16 protein-coding genes are annotated in these 18111 nt (G+C 33.1%); 7 read left to right on the top strand and 9 right to left on the bottom strand.

Annotated elements, in window-relative coordinates:
- The first annotated feature begins 9 nt into the window (after positions 1 to 9).
- Positions 10 to 1452, top strand: a complete 1443-nt coding sequence (gene proS, locus BD31_RS04165; protein WP_008299035.1) for a proline--tRNA ligase — start codon at positions 10 to 12, stop codon at positions 1450 to 1452.
- Between the two features lie 7 nt (positions 1453 to 1459).
- Here proS and BD31_RS04160 read toward each other — a convergent pair whose 3' ends face one another.
- The gene (locus BD31_RS04160) at positions 1460 to 1816 is read right to left on the bottom strand and encodes a DUF6659 family protein (RefSeq protein ID WP_008299002.1); all 357 of its coding nucleotides are present in this window, start codon (positions 1814 to 1816) and stop codon (positions 1460 to 1462) included.
- A 92-nt stretch (positions 1817 to 1908) separates the two neighbouring features.
- On the opposite strand from BD31_RS04160, the gene egtB reads away from it, so the two are divergent.
- The gene (gene egtB / locus BD31_RS04155) at positions 1909 to 3219 is read left to right on the top strand and encodes an ergothioneine biosynthesis protein EgtB (protein ID WP_008299022.1); all 1311 of its coding nucleotides are present in this window, start codon (positions 1909 to 1911) and stop codon (positions 3217 to 3219) included.
- On the opposite strand, the gene egtD is transcribed toward egtB, so the two are convergent.
- Positions 3216 to 4238, bottom strand: coding sequence for an L-histidine N(alpha)-methyltransferase (gene egtD, locus BD31_RS04150; RefSeq protein ID WP_008299048.1), 1023 nt, complete (start codon positions 4236 to 4238; stop codon positions 3216 to 3218). The genes egtB and egtD overlap by 4 nt on opposite strands.
- 94 nt (positions 4239 to 4332) lie before the next feature.
- Here egtD and BD31_RS04145 point away from each other — a divergent pair, with 94 nt between their 5' ends.
- Entirely contained in the window at positions 4333 to 5298 is a 966-nt protein-coding gene (locus tag BD31_RS04145) for an ABC transporter ATP-binding protein (RefSeq protein WP_008299000.1), read from the top strand.
- Here the strand turns inward: BD31_RS04145 and BD31_RS04140 are convergent.
- A complete protein-coding gene (locus BD31_RS04140; protein ID WP_008299031.1) occupies positions 5295 to 8819 on the bottom strand; it encodes a chromosome segregation SMC family protein in 3525 nt (1174 codons plus the stop codon). The genes BD31_RS04145 and BD31_RS04140 overlap by 4 nt on opposite strands.
- 177 nt (positions 8820 to 8996) lie before the next feature.
- Between BD31_RS04140 and BD31_RS04135 the strand changes: the two genes are divergently transcribed.
- Positions 8997 to 9734, top strand: coding sequence for a carbon-nitrogen hydrolase family protein (locus BD31_RS04135; protein ID WP_008298992.1), 738 nt, complete (start codon positions 8997 to 8999; stop codon positions 9732 to 9734).
- Here BD31_RS04135 and BD31_RS04130 read toward each other — a convergent pair whose 3' ends face one another.
- Positions 9735 to 10829: an inositol-3-phosphate synthase gene (locus BD31_RS04130; RefSeq protein ID WP_008299016.1), complete on the bottom strand. Its 1095-nt coding sequence runs from the start codon at positions 10827 to 10829 to the stop codon at positions 9735 to 9737. It abuts the gene before it with no gap.
- 103 nt (positions 10830 to 10932) lie between these two features.
- On the opposite strand from BD31_RS04130, the gene BD31_RS04125 reads away from it, so the two are divergent.
- Genes BD31_RS04125 through BD31_RS04115 form a run of 3 tightly spaced genes read left to right on the top strand, consistent with a single transcriptional unit; the run spans position 10933 to position 13303 of the window.
- Complete coding sequence (locus BD31_RS04125; RefSeq protein ID WP_008298943.1) at positions 10933 to 11880, top strand: deoxyhypusine synthase; 948 nt, start codon at positions 10933 to 10935, stop codon at positions 11878 to 11880.
- A gap of 41 nt (positions 11881 to 11921) precedes the next feature.
- A complete protein-coding gene (locus tag BD31_RS04120) occupies positions 11922 to 12635 on the top strand; it encodes a proteasome assembly chaperone family protein (RefSeq protein WP_008299006.1) in 714 nt (237 codons plus the stop codon).
- Between the two features lie 47 nt (positions 12636 to 12682).
- On the top strand, positions 12683 to 13303 hold the full coding sequence (locus BD31_RS04115; protein WP_008298917.1) for a LysE family transporter: 621 nt from the start codon (positions 12683 to 12685) through the stop codon (positions 13301 to 13303).
- Positions 13304 to 13519: 216 nt separating this feature from the next.
- Here the strand turns inward: BD31_RS04115 and BD31_RS11645 are convergent, their stop codons facing one another.
- The 5 genes from BD31_RS11645 to BD31_RS04085 form a co-directional block, all read right to left on the bottom strand.
- A complete protein-coding gene (locus BD31_RS11645; RefSeq protein ID WP_238536063.1) occupies positions 13520 to 14173 on the bottom strand; it encodes a DNA-binding protein in 654 nt (217 codons plus the stop codon).
- Between the two features lie 50 nt (positions 14174 to 14223).
- On the bottom strand, positions 14224 to 14463 hold the full coding sequence (locus BD31_RS04100; protein WP_008298956.1) for a hypothetical protein: 240 nt from the start codon (positions 14461 to 14463) through the stop codon (positions 14224 to 14226).
- 82 nt (positions 14464 to 14545) lie between these two features.
- Positions 14546 to 15262: a peptidase gene (locus BD31_RS04095; RefSeq protein WP_100222184.1), complete on the bottom strand. Its 717-nt coding sequence runs from the start codon at positions 15260 to 15262 to the stop codon at positions 14546 to 14548.
- Between the two features lie 44 nt (positions 15263 to 15306).
- Entirely contained in the window at positions 15307 to 16134 is an 828-nt protein-coding gene (locus BD31_RS04090) for a hypothetical protein (protein ID WP_238536062.1), read from the bottom strand.
- A gap of 320 nt (positions 16135 to 16454) precedes the next feature.
- Complete coding sequence (locus BD31_RS04085; protein WP_008298963.1) at positions 16455 to 17927, bottom strand: thrombospondin type 3 repeat-containing protein; 1473 nt, start codon at positions 17925 to 17927, stop codon at positions 16455 to 16457.
- Between the last annotated feature and the right edge of the window lie 184 nt (positions 17928 to 18111).

Here is an 18111-nt window from a genome sequence, read left to right as displayed (position 1 = left end):
AATTTTAGTTTGAGTAAGGAAGATGTTGGGATTACAGTTTCAAAAGAAGAGGATTTTAGCGAATGGTACACACAAGTAGTTCTTAAAGCAAAACTAGCAGATTATGCACCAGTTAAGGGTCTCATAGTTCTCAGACCAGACGGATATTCTATTTGGGAGTCATTAAGAAGCACATTTGACAAAAAATTTGCAAAGAATGGAATTAAAAATGGATTTCTCCCAGTATTAATTCCAGAATCATTACTAGGTAAAGAAAAAAAACATTTTGCAGGATTTAATCCAGAGGTATTTTGGGTCACTCATTCAGGTACCAACGAAATAGGGGACAGATTGGCATTAAGACCTACATCTGAAACATTAGCATATACGATGTATTCCAAATGGATTCAAAGTTGGAGAGATCTTCCACTAAAAATTAATTTTTGGAACACAGCACTAAGAGCAGAGATTAAAGCTACAAAACCATTTCTTAGAACATCAGAGTTTCTATGGCAAGAAGGTCACACAGTACATGCAACACAAGATGAAGCAGAAAAAGAAGTGATGAAGATTTTAGAGATTTATAAAAATACCGTAGAAGAGGAATTGGCAATTCCAGTCATCACAGGAAAGAAAAGCGAGAAGGAAAAATTTGTAGGGGCAGTATACACAACTACAATGGAATCAATAATGCCAGACGGCAAAGCTCTTCAAATGGGTACATCTCATTTTCTAGGACAAAATTTTTCAAAACCATTTGAAGTGAAATTTGCAGATAAGGATAATGTAGAGCATTTTGCATGGCAAACTTCATGGGGAGTATCATGGAGATTAATAGGAGCTATGATCATGGTACATGGAGATGACAAAGGTCTAGTATTGCCACCAAATGTAGCCCCAGTTCAAGTGTTAATTGTTCCAATTTACAAAAACGATGAGGGGAAGAACACAGTATTATCAAAAGTAGAAGAGATTAAAAAAATTCTTGAAGCAAAAAAAATCAGAGTACATGTTGATGACAGGGAAGGATTATCCCCAGGGTACAAATTCAACGACGGGGAATTAAAAGGAATTCCACTACGCATAGAAATTGGGCCTAAGGATATTGAGAAAGAAAGCATAGTGATAGCAAAAAGACATAATCGTGAAAAATCAAATTTAAGGTTTTCAGAAATAGAAACAATTGGGACAATTTTAGATGAAATCCAAAAAAAGATGCTTGAAAATGCAAGAGTCAAAGCTAAAACAAATTCAATAGATATTTCAAACTATACAGAATTTAAATCAAAAATTGAGAAAGGAGGTTTCTTCAATGCTCCATGGTGCGGAAAAATAGAATGTGAGGAAAAAATCAAAGAGGAGACAGGTGCGGACATCAGAGTATTGCCATTTGGCAGTGAAGACACCAATCAAAAATGCATCTACTGTAATGAACAGAGTATTTCAATCCCAATTTTTGCAAGAGGGTATTAAGACAATATTAAACAGAGCATAAATTCAATATTTTATTTGCTGTTTTATCAATATCAACATTAGGCTCTGCTGAGACAAAGAGAACTTTGTTATCAACTAAAAAAGTAAATGTCACAATATTCTTTCGTCTGGCAGCAGCATATGTTACAGGCCCAAGATTTTCGTCAAAATCTTGTCTTGTTCTAATTCTTAATACAGCTTCAACAAACATTTTTTTTCGTTCGGTTTCATTTTTTAGAGGTTCTAACCCCTTACGAAAAGAACCAACTACAAGATTACCCATCATATCCAAAAATCCAGCAAAACGAATTTCAGGTTCTTTTAACAACAAATCACATTTTTGATTCAAAGATTCATCAGACATGTATCAAAGTACAAATCAGCCGATAAAAAACATTGTGGGATATCAATAAAAAAAGGATCAAACATAATAATGGAAAAAAATAATTTGAATTATTGACAACTACTCCCCAATTAGAAGAAAAGAAATCACTTTTGGAACAATTTAAAGAAACAAGAAGTAGAACACTCGAAATAGTCAAAAATTTAGAAACCGATGATTTTGTGGTCCAAACAGCATTTTTTATGAGCCCGCCAAAATGGCACATAGGACACGTAAGTTGGATCTATGAAGCAATCATGAGTAAAATCGATAAAAATTATAAGTTTTATTCAAAAGAATTTTCCGAGTATCTAAATTCCTATTATCAACAGTTTGGAGTACCACATGACAAAGGATTACGAGGAGTAGTTTCAAGACCAACAGTTGATCAGATTTTTCAGTATTTTAACACGATCAATCAAAGAGTTGAAAAATTCATTCAAACGAACACATTGAATGATGAGCAGATAAAATTGATCACAATGGGATTTCATCATGAATGTCAACATCAAGAGCTTCTTGTATATGATTTACAACATTTACTAGCTGAACAATACAAACCACTAAGAAAAAATGAAATTAAAAATCAACATAATATTGAAAAAAAATCAATCCACATAACAGGGGGGCTATATACAATGGGGTATAATGGAAATGGATTTTGTTATGATATCGAATTACCTCAACACAAAGTATACCTCAATGATTACAAAATTGACATGTATCCAATTACAAATCAACAGTATCTAGAATTTATAGAAGATGGCGGGTATGATACTTACAAGTATTGGCTATCTGACGGATGGGAGAGAGTAAAAGATAATCAATGGAAGGCCCCAATGTATTGGGAAAAAATAGAGGACAAATGGAACATAAGAGACTTTTTAGGAATCAGAGATATCAATCCAAATGAACCAGTATGTCATGTAAGTTACTATGAAGCAGATGCATATTGTAAATGGGCTGGGAAAAGATTGCCGACAGAGGCAGAATGGGAAAAAGCTGCATGTTGGAATGAAGAAAGACAAGAAAAAACAATCTATCCATGGGGAAATGATTATCCAACAATAGAAAAATGTAATTTATTTGAATCACATTATTGGGGATGTACCGAGATTGGAACATTTCCTGAAAGTAGCAGTCCATGTGGATGTCAACAAATGATCGGAGATGTTTGGGAATGGACTTCCTCAGAATTTATGGGGTATCCAGGATTCAAATCAGGATTTGATGAGTATAATGATAAATGGTTTACAAATCAAAAAGTCTTGAAAGGAGGATCATTTGCAACTCCAAACATGTCAATTAGAGGAAGTTATAGAAACTTCTTCAGGCTAGACGAAAGATGGTTATTCTCAGGGTTTAGATGTGCTGAGGATGTTTAGTTTTTAGATACTAGAGTTAAAGAAAAATAATTATTGTCATCTAACCATGTATGTTTTATTTCAAATTTTACGTCATTCAATAAATTATGAATTTGATCTAATCCATACTTGTGAGAGTGTTCAGTATGAATCAATTCGTCTTTTAACAAATTAAGCAAGAGATTAGATTTTGAAATTACAACAGATTGATTTACCAATGATTTAAGATACATCTCAATTCTTTGATCTTTTGAATTGTAAACTGAATAATGTGAAAAATCATTTAGATTAAAATCAGCATCAAGTTCATCATTAATTCTAGAAAGAACATTAAGATTGAATTCGGAAGTAACTCCTTGTGAATCATTATACGCAGATTCTAGAATTTGTTTGTCTTTAACTAGGTCCAACCCAATTAGAAACAAATCCCCAGGTTTCATCATAGAATGAATTGTTTGTAAAAATTTACGTCCTTCATCAGGGGTGAAATTTCCAAAACTTGAACCTAAAAACAAGATTAAATTTTTTTTATCATCATAATTTTTGAGGAATTCCAAACCTCCTTCATAAGTATCAATAATCCCAGTAATGTGGAGACTATCATAATCTTTGAGTAATAATTCAGAGCTTTCGGTAAGAATTTCAGATATATCTATTGGAAAATATTCAGTTTTCGTTTGCAGTTTAGTAAAAATATCAAGCACTAAGCGGGTTTTAACAGAGGCACCACTCCCAAGTTCTACCAATTGAAAAGTATCATCAAGAAAGTTAGGTAATTCAGACTGTAATTTTTCCAGAATACTGATTTCAGTTCGTGTGGGGTAGTATTCAGGTAAGGAACAAATTTTTTCAAACAAATCTGAGCCTTTTTTGTCATAAAAAAATTTAGGACTGATAAATTTGGGATCTTGACTAAGACTGTAAGATATTTCTTCTGCGAAAGTTTTTTCAACTGCACTAGAATGAGGTTTAAAGTATTGAAGTTTAGAATCTAGAATGTATTTTTTATATTGAAGATTTTTTTGAATTGTGTCGTTCAAGTATTAAACAGGTCTTTATTTAACATAAATGCTTTATCCCATATTTCACGCATGAATCATTTTCTTGATATACTTCTATTTTCAACGATATTCAATGAGTGAGGTATTAAGAGTAGAACATTTAAAAAAATATTTTACAAAAAAAGGAATTTTTGGATCAGAATCTTCAACAGTTAGAGCAACAGATGACGTATCATTTTCTGTTAAAAAAGGGGAAGTTTTTGTTCTAGCCGGAGAATCAGGTTCTGGAAAATCAACAATTGCAAAACTAATTCTAAAATCAATTAAATTAGATTCTGGAAAAATCTTTTTTGAAGAACAAGAGATTGATAACGAAAAAAAGAATTTAGATAAAATTAGAATGAATTGTCAAATGATTCAGCAAGATCCTTACGATTCAATAAATCCAAGAATGAAAATAGGAGATATTGTATCAGAACCCCTAGAGATTCATAGTTTTGGAAACAAGGATGAAAGACTGAAAAGAGTAATTGAGGTATTACACGAAGTAAAACTAGAACCTGCTGAAGATATTATTAAAAAATATCCTCACATGTTATCAGGAGGGCAAAGACAAAGAGTAGTTTTAGCAAGAGCTTTGGCATTAAAACCAAAAGTGATTTTAGCAGACGAACCAGTGTCAATGTTAGATGTATCAATCAGAGCAGAAATGTTAGAGTTGATGCAAGAGTTACAAAAAAAACACAATATTTCATTCATCTACATTACTCATGATTTAGCGACTGCGAGATATTTTGGTCAAAGGATAGGAATACTGTATATGGGGAAAATTGTAGAGATTGGGCCTGTTGACCAAGTCTTATTGATGCCCAAACATCCATACACTCAAGCATTAATTGATGCAATTTCAGAGCCTGATCCAGAAAACATACACAGAGAAAGAAAAATCAGAATAAATATGCCAGTAGACGTGGATGTTTTTCAAGGGTGTAGATTTAGGGCAAGATGTCCTTATGTCATTGAAAAATGCATTCAAGAGCCACACTTAGAAAAAGTAAGCAATGAACATTATTCTGCATGTTATGTAAAACTAGATTAGGTTGTTCTTACAGATTGCATGCGTTTATCTTTGTAAGTAACAACATTAGAAACACCATTCTTTGGAAAAACACCATAAATCAATTTAGCTTTTTGTATAACAGAGTCTTTTAGAGATACCATAATGAATTGGCTTTCTTTGGATCGTTCTTCTAAAATATTAGCAAGGCGCTCAGAGTTTGGTGCATCAAGATGAGCATCCACTTCGTCGAAGAGATAGAAAGGTGAGGGTTTTAGCTTTTGCAATGCAAGAACAAATACAATAGCAGCTAATGTTTTTTCACCACCACTGATTGATGTGGATTCTCTTTTAGGTTTATTTGGGAATTGAATTAGATATGAAATTCCAGAATTAAATATGTCATCTTCATTTTGTAATTCTAACCAAGCATTTCCCCCAGTCATTTTGTTGAAAATTAGTCGTATTTCTTTATCTACTTTATCAAATGCATCCAAGAATGTTTGTCGTTTATCTTTTTCAATATCCTCGATGAATTTTACAATAGAGTTTCGTTCTTCCTCAAGAGAGTTCTTTCTAGTAGACATTGACCGATAACCATAAGATACTTCAAGATATGTTTCGGGAGCTTTTGCATTTAATGCGCTAAGAGAAGATAATTCTGTGCTCAAGCCTTGAACAATAGGTTCAACATCAAAAGTTTCCATATTTTTATCAAATCCAAAAGCAGTAAGAATTTGCTGTAACTTAGTTTCGTTTTCAACCAAATCATGAAGATCACGATTTAATGAATCAGATTGACGTTCCAAAACATTGATTTGTTTTGTAAGATCAGATGTTTGTTCTCTAAGAACACTCAGCTTATCATCAAATTCTTTAAGGTGACCAATGGAAGAACCAGATGTAGAAATAAGTTCTTGTTCTTTTTCTCTTAATTTGACAAGAACTTCACTTTTTGCTTCTTTTTGTTTTTCTAATTCTTGAATCTTATTTTCCAATTCTCTATGCTCCAAATTCAAAGAATCTATTTCGTTTGAAAGACGATTGGATTGAGATTGTTCTCTATTGTCTTGAGTTTGTAAGGTAGTTTGCTGTGAGGATTTATCACGATATTCATTCATGATTGTGGTGTACATTTTTTCAATGTCAGATTTTTTTACGTTAATTCGAGACAATTCATTTGCAATACGATCCTGTTCACCGCTTGCATAATTTTCCTCAACTATTGTAATACGTTGTTGTAGTGATTCGACATGAGATTCAGTTGTTTTTATCTCCGACTCTATAGAATTATTTCTAAAAGTTAATTCTGAGATTCGTTTTCGGAGTTGCTCCTTCATGGCAATTGCAGATGTAATTCTAGATTTCAAATTGGAATAATTTTCATTTGTAGATGTTAACGAGTTTTCAGAAATTGAAAGTCTCTCATTGTAAGATTGAATAGAATCATCCAGTTTTTTTAAGGAGTGCTTTTTCTTTTGAACATATTTTTTGATTAAACTGATTGATTGGAATAAACCATCAATATCACTACTCATCGAGATTAGTTTTGTGAGTTTGGAAATTTTTGAATTAATGTCAATAATTACAGTACCGCCTTTCGCTTCAAAATATTCACCATTCATAGTTACTGTTTTGTAACCCATTTGGGAGACTTTGTATGCGGTTTCTCGAGTGTCAGCAAGCACAATATTTCCAAATAGAAACGTTTTGAGGGCAGAATATTCAGCATCACAGTCAACATAATCTGAAAGGACACCCACAATTCCAGATATTTTTGGAAGAGTTAAATTGAATTTTGGAATGGCATCCAACGGAATTATTTTTAGTTTTGGGAGATTTTTACTTCTTGCAAATTCCGCAATTCCAAGTAATGTTGCAAAATCTTTAACAACAATTGCTTTAATCCAATCTGAACTTACTGCCAATATAGAGCGCTCGTATTGTTTATCCCATGAAATCATTTCATAAACCAATCCTTCAATACCAAGTTTTTCAGAATCTTCTTTTAATTTTGCAACAGTGTAATCTTCATGCATGAATCCTTTTACAGTTTTAATTTTTGATTCATATTGATTTGCAGCTGTACTAGATTTTTCAAGTATCAATCCCAATTCATCCATATCATTAATGATTTTAGATTTCCTTGAATTTAATTTTGATATTCTGGATTTTAATTCAGATATGGTATCAGTATGATTTTTTAACATTGACTCTAATTGAGATTGGTATCCAGTAAGTTTAACAATATCATTTTCTAGTTCAGTTAGTTTTACAGAATTGCTATGAATTTTAATTTTAGATTCTTCTTCCTCATGTTCAAGTTTAGAAAGTTTTAGATTTGCTTCATTTAGTTGATTTGTTAATAATTTAATTTTGTTATCTATTTCAGATTTTTTAGCAGCTGCCTCTGATTGCTCAAGTAGGATCTTATTTCTTTGTGTATCGATTATTTGCAAATCATCATTAATTTTATTTTTCTTTAGATTTGTTTCGTCTATAGATTCTTTTATTTTTTGAAGCTGTGTATTAATATCACTTCTTGCAACATTAATCTCTTCTAGCTCAACCTGAATTTCTGGAAGTCTAGAATCAATTTGTTGTAATCTTTTCTTTGATGCCGATATTGCACTATTGTCAATCTCATATTGTTCCATGGCAGAGCTAATTTCTATATCCAAGGAAGCTTTTGCCTGATTGTAATCATTGGCTTCAGCCATCAACTTTGTTTTTTCAGTATCAAGTTCGTTGATTTTGGTCTTTAATTCATTACGTTCACTTTCAAATGCTACAATTTCAGCAGTTATTTTGTGCAAATCAGATTGTTTTGACTCTTTTTGACTTGAAATTACCTTCATTTTATTGGCTGCAGATATTGCCTTGTAACGATTTAACTCTCGCTCCAAGATATCATGACGTAGTTTTTGATTTCTTTCTTCTTCAAGTTCATCTATTCTTTTTTTGATCTCACCCATTTTAGCCAGGGCAATTTCCAATCTCCTGTCTGCATCCTCTAATTGTTTTATGGATTCAGTTTTTTTCTCATCAAAATAGGACAGACCAATTAAATCTTCAATTGTATGTCTTTTTTCTTCAGAAGTAAATTCTGAAATTCGAGTAACGGTTCCTTGTTGAACTGCATTTAATTGTCCTAGACCGGCATTTGCCATGTCAAGAAGATCAAGAACATGGTTTCGCTGTGTTTTCTTTTTATTTAGATAGTATGTATTTTCACCATTTTCATCCATCTCCCGGGTGATTTCAACAACATCAGAGTCTACAGGAATCTTTCTGTCAGAATTATCAAAGTGTACACTGGATCTCGCCATTTTTGGGCCACGATGATTTCCATCAATGTCATGAATTAAAGATCGTAATTTATCAACCCTCATAACTTTGGGTTTGTTTTCACCCATTGCAAAAATTATTGCATCTAAGATGTTACTTTTTCCAGAACCATTTGGACCAGAGATCGATACAAGACCTGGTTCAAACTGTACAGTAGTATTCTTAAACCCAAATGATTTGAAACCATAGATCTCAACTTTTTTAACATGAACCAATTACAAATATTTCTCATAACGTTGGATAATCGATGGTTAACAAGTTTAGTTGACATAATTGCGCAATTTTTCTTGTTGTGTTATGATATTTTTCGTAGGGGTAATTACTTGAATGAGGTGTAAAAATGATCGTGTGTTTACGCCTACCTATAATTACTATAGAATAATTCTACATTCATGGTCAAATTAGGATTAGTTCAAACTACATCATGTAATACAAATGAGGAAGGAATTTTTCGTGTTTCAAAGATTCTTAAAAAATTAGGCAGAAAAGATGCAGATATTGTTTGCCTGCCAGAACAGTGGCTAAAAAATAACGAGTTCAGTGATTTTGATTCAGAATTTGCAGAATTTAAGAAAATTGCTAAAGAGTATTCCATGACGATTATACCAGGAGCATTCTATGAAACTGGAAAGAAAAAACCAGCAATAATTTCACCCATAATTGGCCCTGAAGGAGAAATAATAGGCAGACAAGAGAAAATTCACCCATTTGGACTTGAAAGAGATAACGTGAAACCTGGAAATGAGGCTAAAATCTTCAATACCGCCTGTAAATTTGGAGTAATGATTTGTTACGACATGGTATTTCCCAAAGTTGCAAATACTTTTGCAAGAAAAGGAGCACAAGTTCTATTTTCACCAAGCAGGATTGTAAAAAAAGGCATAGAGCCATGGCAGATTTACGTTCAGGCCAGATCTCTTGAAAACAGAATTCCAATCCTAGCTGCAAATGTGGAAAACATACGATTTGGAGGAAATAGTATCGTTGTAGATTTAACTGAAAAGAGTAACATAGTCACAACAAAAGTCATAAAATTAAATGGGGAACGTGGGATCATAAGAGAATTTATGCTTGAAAAATATGAAAAGAGCAGAAAGAATAGATTTTCAGATTCAAACAAGTTTCAATAGTTAGTCACCAGCAACAAACTTTTCACATGCGACTTTTGCTGCAACATCAGATGTTTGTTCTATAGGGTGCTTCATCAAATAAGCACTTGCAGGTTTGATAGGCCCTCCTACACCTCGGTCAAGAGCAATTTTTGCCAATCTGATTGCATCAATTACAATTCCTGCAGAGTTTGCCTTATCATCCACCTCTAATCTAACCTCCATGTTGTATGGAACATTAGCCCATTGGCGACCTTCAATTCTCATAAACATTAGTTTAGTATTACCCAAAAACGGAATGAAGTCAGAGGGACCAACATAGATTTGATCATCATCTAGTCTTTCCTTAAGTTGACTTTGAACGCTTTCAGTTTTAGAAATTTTCTTTGACACTAGTCTATCTTGTTCTTTCATGTTAAGGAAATCAGTATTGCCACCAACATTGATTTGGTATGTTTTTTCAATTTTTGTTCCTCGATCACTGCATAATTTAGCTAAAGTTCTATGAACAATGGTCGCTCCAACTTGTCCTTTAATATCATCACCAATACATGGAATGTTCTTTTCTTCGAATTTTTTTGCCCATTTTTCATCAGACGCAATAAATGATGGGATACAATTTACAAATGCAGTGTTAGTATCAAGGCAAATTTGAGCCCAAAATTCAGTGACTTTATCAGACCCAACAGGCAAATAAGATACGATAATTTCAGCACCAGTGTCTTTGAGTATTTGTTTTACCTCTTCAGCTATTTGTTCAGGAGTTTTTGTGCTTGTAATAGGTTTGATTCTGTTTTCAACCCATAATCCAACGCCATCCAGTATTGGACTTTCATAGACTTTGGCAGAATTTTTTGGTAATTCATCTTTAGGAATCCAGTTAACCATATTTGGAAATTCATAAATCGCTTCATGTAATAATTTTCCAACTTTGTTTTCACCTACATCAAATCCACATACAAAGTCAATATCATGAATTCCATATCCAGCTAATTTATCATGAATAATTCCAGTAACCTCTTGAGAGGGGTTTTTTCTATAATATTCAATTCCTTGAATCAATCCTGAAAAACAATTTCCTATACCTACTAATGCAACTTTAATTCTACCAGTCAACCAAAAAATGGTATTATTAGGCGGGTTTAAAGTTTTCTTAAACAATTAAAAAAATTGTTTCAATTAAGGCAGAATTTTATACTTGACGTCGACGAATACAATCATGATAAAGCCAGGTCGTCCAGTTAAAGACATAGAAATTGATTCAAACACATCTATTGAAAAAATTTTTCATGAATTGTCCCAATCAGGGGGATTTGAGTCAGTAAATCTATCAGATGGCTTAGAAATTCTATCAGAGATGATTGCGGATAAACAGTGTTTAAGATTTATTTCGTTTGTAGGAGCTGTTGTTTCAACTGGATTAAGAGGAATAATAAAAAACATGATCAAAGACAAATGGTTCGATGTAGCTGTTACAACGTGTGGTGCATTAGATCATGACATTGCAAGACATTTTTCACATTACAAAGAGGGTTCATTTACAATGGACGATATGGAATTAGCAGACCAAAACATCCACAGATTGGGCAACGTACTCGTTCCGATGGATAGTTATGGTCCACTTATAGAAGAAAAGATGCAGGAGTTTTTAGAAAAAGAATATCAAAACGGAGTAAAAGAAATGACTACTGCCGAAATATGTAAAATGATTGGAAAGCATCTAGGTGAAGATTCATTTCTTTATTGGGCATACAAAAATGACGTCAATGTTGTAGTGCCAGGAATTATGGACGGTGCGGTAGGTAGTCAAATTTGGCTATTCACACAAAAACATAGTGATTTTAAACTAAACATGACAGGGGATGCAAATCTATTATCAGGGTTAATTTTCAAAGCTGAAAAATCAGGCGCATTTATGATTGGCGGTGGAATTTCAAAACACCATACCTTGTGGTGGAATCAATATAGAGAAGGATTAGATTTTGCTTTCTACATTACAACAGCACATGAGTTTGATGGTAGTCTTAGCGGGGCATTAGTAAGAGAGGCAATTTCATGGGGCAAAGTAACACAAAAAGCAAAACAGGCAACTCTTCATGCAGAAGTAACAACAATTTTACCATTTATCTATTCAGCACTTGTTTCAAAATTGAAAAACAGTTCATAATTAGATAAAAGCTATTATTTGATCAATACAAAAAATTATCAATGTTTCCAAAAATTAAAGTTAGAGAGTTAATAAAGATGGATTTAGAGGGAGGTTATCTGATAGATGGTTTTCCGTCTATGGGTTTTAGTAGTGCAATAGCAACGGAATCAATGATTCATACATCACAATTTGAATTAGCAGGAGTAATTGATTCAGAGAGTTTTCCTCCAATCAGCATAGTAAAGAATGGGAAGCCAAATTTTCCAACAAGGGTTTTCGTAAATAAAGATTTGAAAGTTGCTGTGTTTTTATCATATCTTACAATTGATCAACCATTACAAAGAATTACTGCTAAAACAATGCTAAACTGGGCAAAAAAACACAAAGTTGGATTAATTGTCAGCAGTGTTGCAGTAAAATCATCAAACGGTGAAGGAGAAATCATCGGAATTGGAAGTACTAATTCAGCTAGAAAAAAAGTAAAAGACGCAGGTTTAAAAGTATTAGAAAACGGTACAGTTCCTGGAATCCCCGGCATGTTGCTAAATGAAGGAAGTATTTTAAATCAAGATGTAATTGTAATTATTTTTCATACTGAAGGAACAGGTCCAGACTTTAAATCAAGTGCAGATCTTTGTATGGCAATGTCTAAATTAATACCAGGTGCAGTATGTGATATTTCATCATTACAGAAGGAAGCAGAAAAAGCAGAGATATTGATTAAAGAAGCACAAATAGAATCCAAAGATCTCAAAGATTCAATGTATCAATAAAAGTCAATTATACATAATTCATCATTGATAAAATACCAGGATCGAAAATGGCAGAGTTCATAGAATTTGCAATTCTAGTTATCATAATTTCAGCATCAGGGGTTATGATGCCAGGTCCACTTTTTGTGGCAAATATCTCATCAGGACTACACGGAGGAACAAAAACAGGAATTAAAATGGCAGTAGGACATACCGTTGTTGAATTTCCATTAGTGATATTACTTGGAATTGGGGCGTTTTCATTAGAAGTATTTCCAGAATTCAGAACAATGATATCCATTTTGGGGGCAATCACACTTTTTATTTTTGGAGCACTGCAATTCAAATCAATATTTGAAAAGAAGGAATTCCCTAAATCAAAAATAAGCAGAGATCCAGTATTTACAGGAATTTTGTTAAGTGCATTTAATCCATTTTTCATTATATGGTGGATAACAGTAGGATTGAAATTAATTTCAGATGCTGTACTAATTTGGGCATTTGCAGGCATACTAATTGTATTTGCTCTACACATATGGATGGATTTTGCATGGTTAGGAACAGTGTCATTTCTAGCATCAAAAAGTTTTAAAATTTTATCAAACAAAAATTACAAAATAATGATGGCGGGGTTAAGTGTGATGTTAATTTATTTTGGAATAAAATTTTTGACAGAAATTCCTACTTAGCCACAATCCAAAATTTCAATTTTTGGTTCACATTCGTCGTTAAATGAATTAATTTTTTCAACAATTATTTCACAGAACTCTGGATCTAATGATTTTTCATATAAAGAAATGTCATTAATGAGTATCATGTGTTGCGGAGCGCATGAATAATCACTAAAATTAATTAAAAGCCCAATAACCAAAATTCCAAATGCAATAATAATTAAATTCCTTAAATTAATTTTTTGAAATGTCAATTTCCATTGTAGAGACATTCCGTTGTTTTCCATCCTGAGAAGTTAAAGAATCAGATGAAATTCGCACATCACTTACAAAATATCCTACAGAGTCCATTCGTTTAACAATCATTTGTGAAACATCAACAGCTTGTGTAATTCTTTTTCCACGAGCTTTAATTGTAACTGTGGGTCTCGTTGAAAGTTGAGTCAAAGTTGCCGAAACATAAGTCATTATTGGTTTCGTACCAACAAAAATCACATCACGTTCTTCTGTAGAATGAGGAGAGTCTGAAAAATAATTCTTATCATGATGTTTGGTAGAGTCATCCTTAGTAGGTTCTGGTGCAGCTAATTGTGGTTCAGGTTCTGGTGCAGCTAATTGTGGTTCAGGTTCTGGTGCAGCTAATTGTGGTTCAGGTTCTGGTGCAGCTAATTGTGGTTCAGGTTCTGGTGCAGCTAATTGTGGTTCAGGTTCTGGTGTTGGTTCAGGTTCTGGTGTTGGTTCAGGTTCTGGTGTTGGTTCAGGTTCTGGTGTTGGTTCAGGTTCTGGTGTTGGTTCAGGTTCTGGTGTTGGTTCAGGTTCTGATTTAATTCTAGAACCAAATTCAGATAAAATATCTTCTGCATCTTTTGATTTTTTATTGTCGCTCAATTTCAAATTCCTGTTATAACAAAATTCTCTTTGGCTTTTATTTAATTTTATCAGGCATTTCCCTTAAGATAGTCATCAAATATTTTTTCAAGATCGTCATCATCGCTACATTTTCTAATTTTATCGACTAAATCCACTTCTTCGATTTCATAACAGTTTAGAACATCTTGAGAATCTTTGAATACCAACATTACTTTATTCTTAAAAATACAATGATAGAGTTTTTCTTTTTCCATTTTTTCAGGTTTTAAATTTACGCCATTTTCATCAGCTGAGACTGGATATTCCATGAAAAAAGTGGGTATGGACAGTATTTAGATGTAGAAACTCAATTATTCGCCAGTATTTTTTATCAGGATGGGGGTTTAGAATCTAATTAACTCCAATAATACCTGATCTGACTAAAAATTCAATCCCTTTAAGAAAATCATCTTCAGCAATATTACCATCAGCCCACCACTTTGCATTATTTTTAATCCAATTTGGGATATTGCTAGAAGTTTCTGAATTATCTGACATAGTATTTGTAACAGTAATGATTTTTTCTTTAATCAAATATTGAATACCTTGTACAAAAGAATCATCATCAATCTGATCATCAGCCCACCACTTTGCATTATTTTTAATCCAATCAGGAATCTTATTCATGTCTGGATTTTTTTCTATCGTTTCAATTTTAGATGTTAATTCAAATTCAAGATTTTTTATCACACCAGCAAAATTGATAGAAGGAACTCCGATTTTATCTGGAGTATATTTTGCAGTATACACTCCCAGTTTTTCCCGGGATTCTTCTAACACCAATCTAGTTTTAGAATTATCAATTTTGATATACGCCTCAGTGGAATTGGTCAAATCTGAAAGATGAGTATTGTTTGGTTTGTCATCTGAATCATTAATTTTATTAAAAAATATCATGTCATTGAGTAATTTATCGGATTCATCAGCTAAAGTTACTGTGAATATAACAGAATTGGCAATACCTACTAACGGTGGTTCTTTTTCCCATCCTATGTCTATTTTAAAATCGCCTACAACTTTTGCAGTATGAGCATCTGCTGTAGAGGCTGTTCCAAATAATACAAGCAAGATAAAAAAAATAAGAAAAAAAGGAGATTGCCTGTGAATCAAAATTATTGATGCGGAACTGCCCAATTATTTTCAATTAGCACTGTTGATTGGTATTCGCTGACACAGACAGGACTCATATTAGATGCTCGCAACAAACGTACTTGTCCTGTTTTGCATTCAATTTCCTTGTTAATTTGATCTACAGGTGACTCAACTGTAGTTAATTCCATATGTTTGCTATCAGAACTTTGGTCTATTGATGTCTCAGAATTAGCCAGTAAAACAGAAGGATTGTCCGAAATTATATTCAATGCATTATGAAAATAATTCATGCTTGCATTTCTCTTCTGATCCCACATCTTTACAACTATGGTGTTTGCATCAAATTCCTGAGTTGGAGTAAATGTGAACTTTATTCCAATGATGGGGGAATTATCCACAACAGAAACACTGATGTCTTTAACTAGACTTTGCTTGTTAAATTCAGTTACAGTGGTCATTCCATCAAAAGTCTTTTCCCATTCAATAGTTACAGAATTGGATGGAACAAGTACTCCCGAAAGAAATTTTTCTTCATAACCCAAAGATAATTCCACATGTTTTAATGCATCGTATCCTGCATCATCATATACCTTGAGAGTGATTTCTGCAGGTTCACCAACTTTAAGAATTTCAGGATTGAGATCTTGTTTGAACATATCAACATCATATGTTTGATCTACAATAGTAATTCCACCTGAAACAATTTGCTTCCCATTTGCATCAACCCCTAAAGTTGGAGGAGTGCAGCTTGAACAGCCAGATCCATTTTTATGGTTGTGACCGTTGTGAGCATATGCATCAAATGGGGCAACCATTAATGCAATAGAACACAAGAGTGGCAATACCAATAAGATATTTTTCGTCATTAGGTGAAAAATATGAATTTTAGATATAATCAAATTGGTACATTTGAGAATTGAACTGGTACAATTATCATATTTGGTGAAATCAGATTCCTGTCCACATAATTAGCAAGTTTCAATATATAAAAAAAGTTGAATCCATATACGCTTGAATGATTTTTAGATACAATTTAGATGTAGAAACTCAATTATTCGCCAGTATTTTTTTTACATTAAGTTAAGGTTCAACTTTACGGGACTAGACCATCATTTCGTGGATGAAAATAGATACGGATAGATGTGAAATTCAATTGGGTACAGACAGATTATTGCACAGGAGTGATCAAGACGGTACCAGATTGGTTTGGCACGAAACTTATCATCGCCATCTCTTTTCCTAATAGATAGTCTTGCGATTTCAAATCCATTGGAATTTGACCATTAACAGTGACCAGCATTTTTGAGGCAACAAACTCACTTGGAATGTATAGTATAACATATTGAGGTTTGTCTATTGAAAATGAAATAACTCCAACTTCTTTCATGACTTGGAAGTCTGAAATTATTGCAGGGCTTCTAATGTCTATAGATTTAGATCCTTCAATGAATTGTGGCTGGAATTTTTCTCTGATATCTTCAGTTAATGGGTTGCTCTCATATTTCTCAGAGTCTTGAATCTCTAGTCGTAATCCCTCAATACAGTAATTTCTAGAATCTGCATCTTCGATCATATTGCAGAGTTCTTTGCCTTTTTCAAAATCATGGTTTGTAAAAAATGCGAGTGTGGTTCCAGTAGACATACTACATTCAACATTATCAAATCTTTCTAGTTGTTCTGAATCACATAGATTAGAAAGTACATCCTTAGACATTCCATTTCTTGTAATAACATTATCAGTATATTGCATCATGACACCTTTGACACACAAGATATTTTGATAAAAAGACAAATCATGACATGATTCCAGTGAAGAGTTTAGATCATCACCAAAATAATGAACAAAACCATGTCCCAAACCATGCACACAGTCTTGATAGTTTGAAGAGCCTATCAAATCATCACATATTGTTTGATATGAATCTGGGAAAGATTTTCCTAATTCTTCAATATTATGGAAGTAAGACGAAAGCACTCCGTGAAAATAACCTCCCCTACACATTGTACCATCCATCCCTTGCAGACTTTTTGTTACATCAGTAGTCATTTCGTAAGAAACATGACCAATTTCATGAGAGACAAAATGACAATCATCTATTGCACCTATTTTTGATAACGCAATAGACAATTCCAATGCATCAGAGTTGTTCTTTTCGTTCTCAGTTAGAGTTCCAAAAAATTCCGAATAGCAAACAAGACGCATTGTACCATCATTCATTTCAGCACAAGTCTCGATATTGTCAAGATATTTTGTAGCCAAGATTTCAGAAGCGGTCATTGGATACGAATCGTTAGTATCCAAGATTCCGTCATTATCATCGTCTGTATCTTGAGAGGAACCTATCCCGTCAAAATCAAAGTCAGCCCAATCTAGAGGATTGGTATCAAACTGATCAAGAGAATCAGATACACCGTCATTATCATCGTCTGTGTCGCACTCATCACCAACAGTATCATAGTCAGAGTCAGTTTGAGCCAAATTTGCATTTAGAGGACAATTATCATCAGAATCTGTTATTCCATCATTATCAAAATCTGCAAATATTCTATCTTCAGACCATGCCAAAAAGGATAAGCAGATAATAGCACCTAGTAAAGCAAGTACAAGTTTAATTTTTTTATCAATAACAAAATTTGCCATACAGTATGTGTCAGCACATTCTTCCAGATATTTTAACGCATGGTAGAAATCATTCTATCCAGAAGATAAAATCAGATACAGTTGCAGGCGACTTTGCTTTGTGTGATACAAAATTAGAGACTTAATCATTTTCAGATACAATTTAGTCACATCAATAGATTTGTACTATAGATGAATAAGGTCA

The organism is Candidatus Nitrosopumilus salarius BD31, assembly GCF_000242875.2.
GTDB lineage: Archaea > Thermoproteota > Nitrososphaeria > Nitrososphaerales > Nitrosopumilaceae > Nitrosopumilus > Nitrosopumilus salarius.
This window is presented reverse-complemented; position numbering and strand designations above follow the sequence as displayed.

What these genes read in the sequence shown, in the direction of transcription:
- BD31_RS04160 (WP_008299002.1), bottom strand. Translation starts at nt 1,816, where the DNA reads ATGTCTGATGAATCTTTGAATCAAAAATGTGATTTGTTGTTAAAAGAA.
- BD31_RS04120 (WP_008299006.1), top strand. Translation starts at nt 11,922, where the DNA reads ATGTTTCCAAAAATTAAAGTTAGAGAGTTAATAAAGATGGATTTAGAG.
- BD31_RS04125 (WP_008298943.1), top strand. Translation starts at nt 10,933, where the DNA reads ATGATAAAGCCAGGTCGTCCAGTTAAAGACATAGAAATTGATTCAAAC.
- BD31_RS04085 (WP_008298963.1), bottom strand. Translation starts at nt 17,927, where the DNA reads ATGGCAAATTTTGTTATTGATAAAAAAATTAAACTTGTACTTGCTTTA.
- BD31_RS04135 (WP_008298992.1), top strand. Translation starts at nt 8,997, where the DNA reads ATGGTCAAATTAGGATTAGTTCAAACTACATCATGTAATACAAATGAG.
- BD31_RS04115 (WP_008298917.1), top strand. Translation starts at nt 12,683, where the DNA reads ATGGCAGAGTTCATAGAATTTGCAATTCTAGTTATCATAATTTCAGCA.
- BD31_RS04100 (WP_008298956.1), bottom strand. Translation starts at nt 14,463, where the DNA reads ATGGAATATCCAGTCTCAGCTGATGAAAATGGCGTAAATTTAAAACCT.
- BD31_RS04145 (WP_008299000.1), top strand. Translation starts at nt 4,333, where the DNA reads ATGAGTGAGGTATTAAGAGTAGAACATTTAAAAAAATATTTTACAAAA.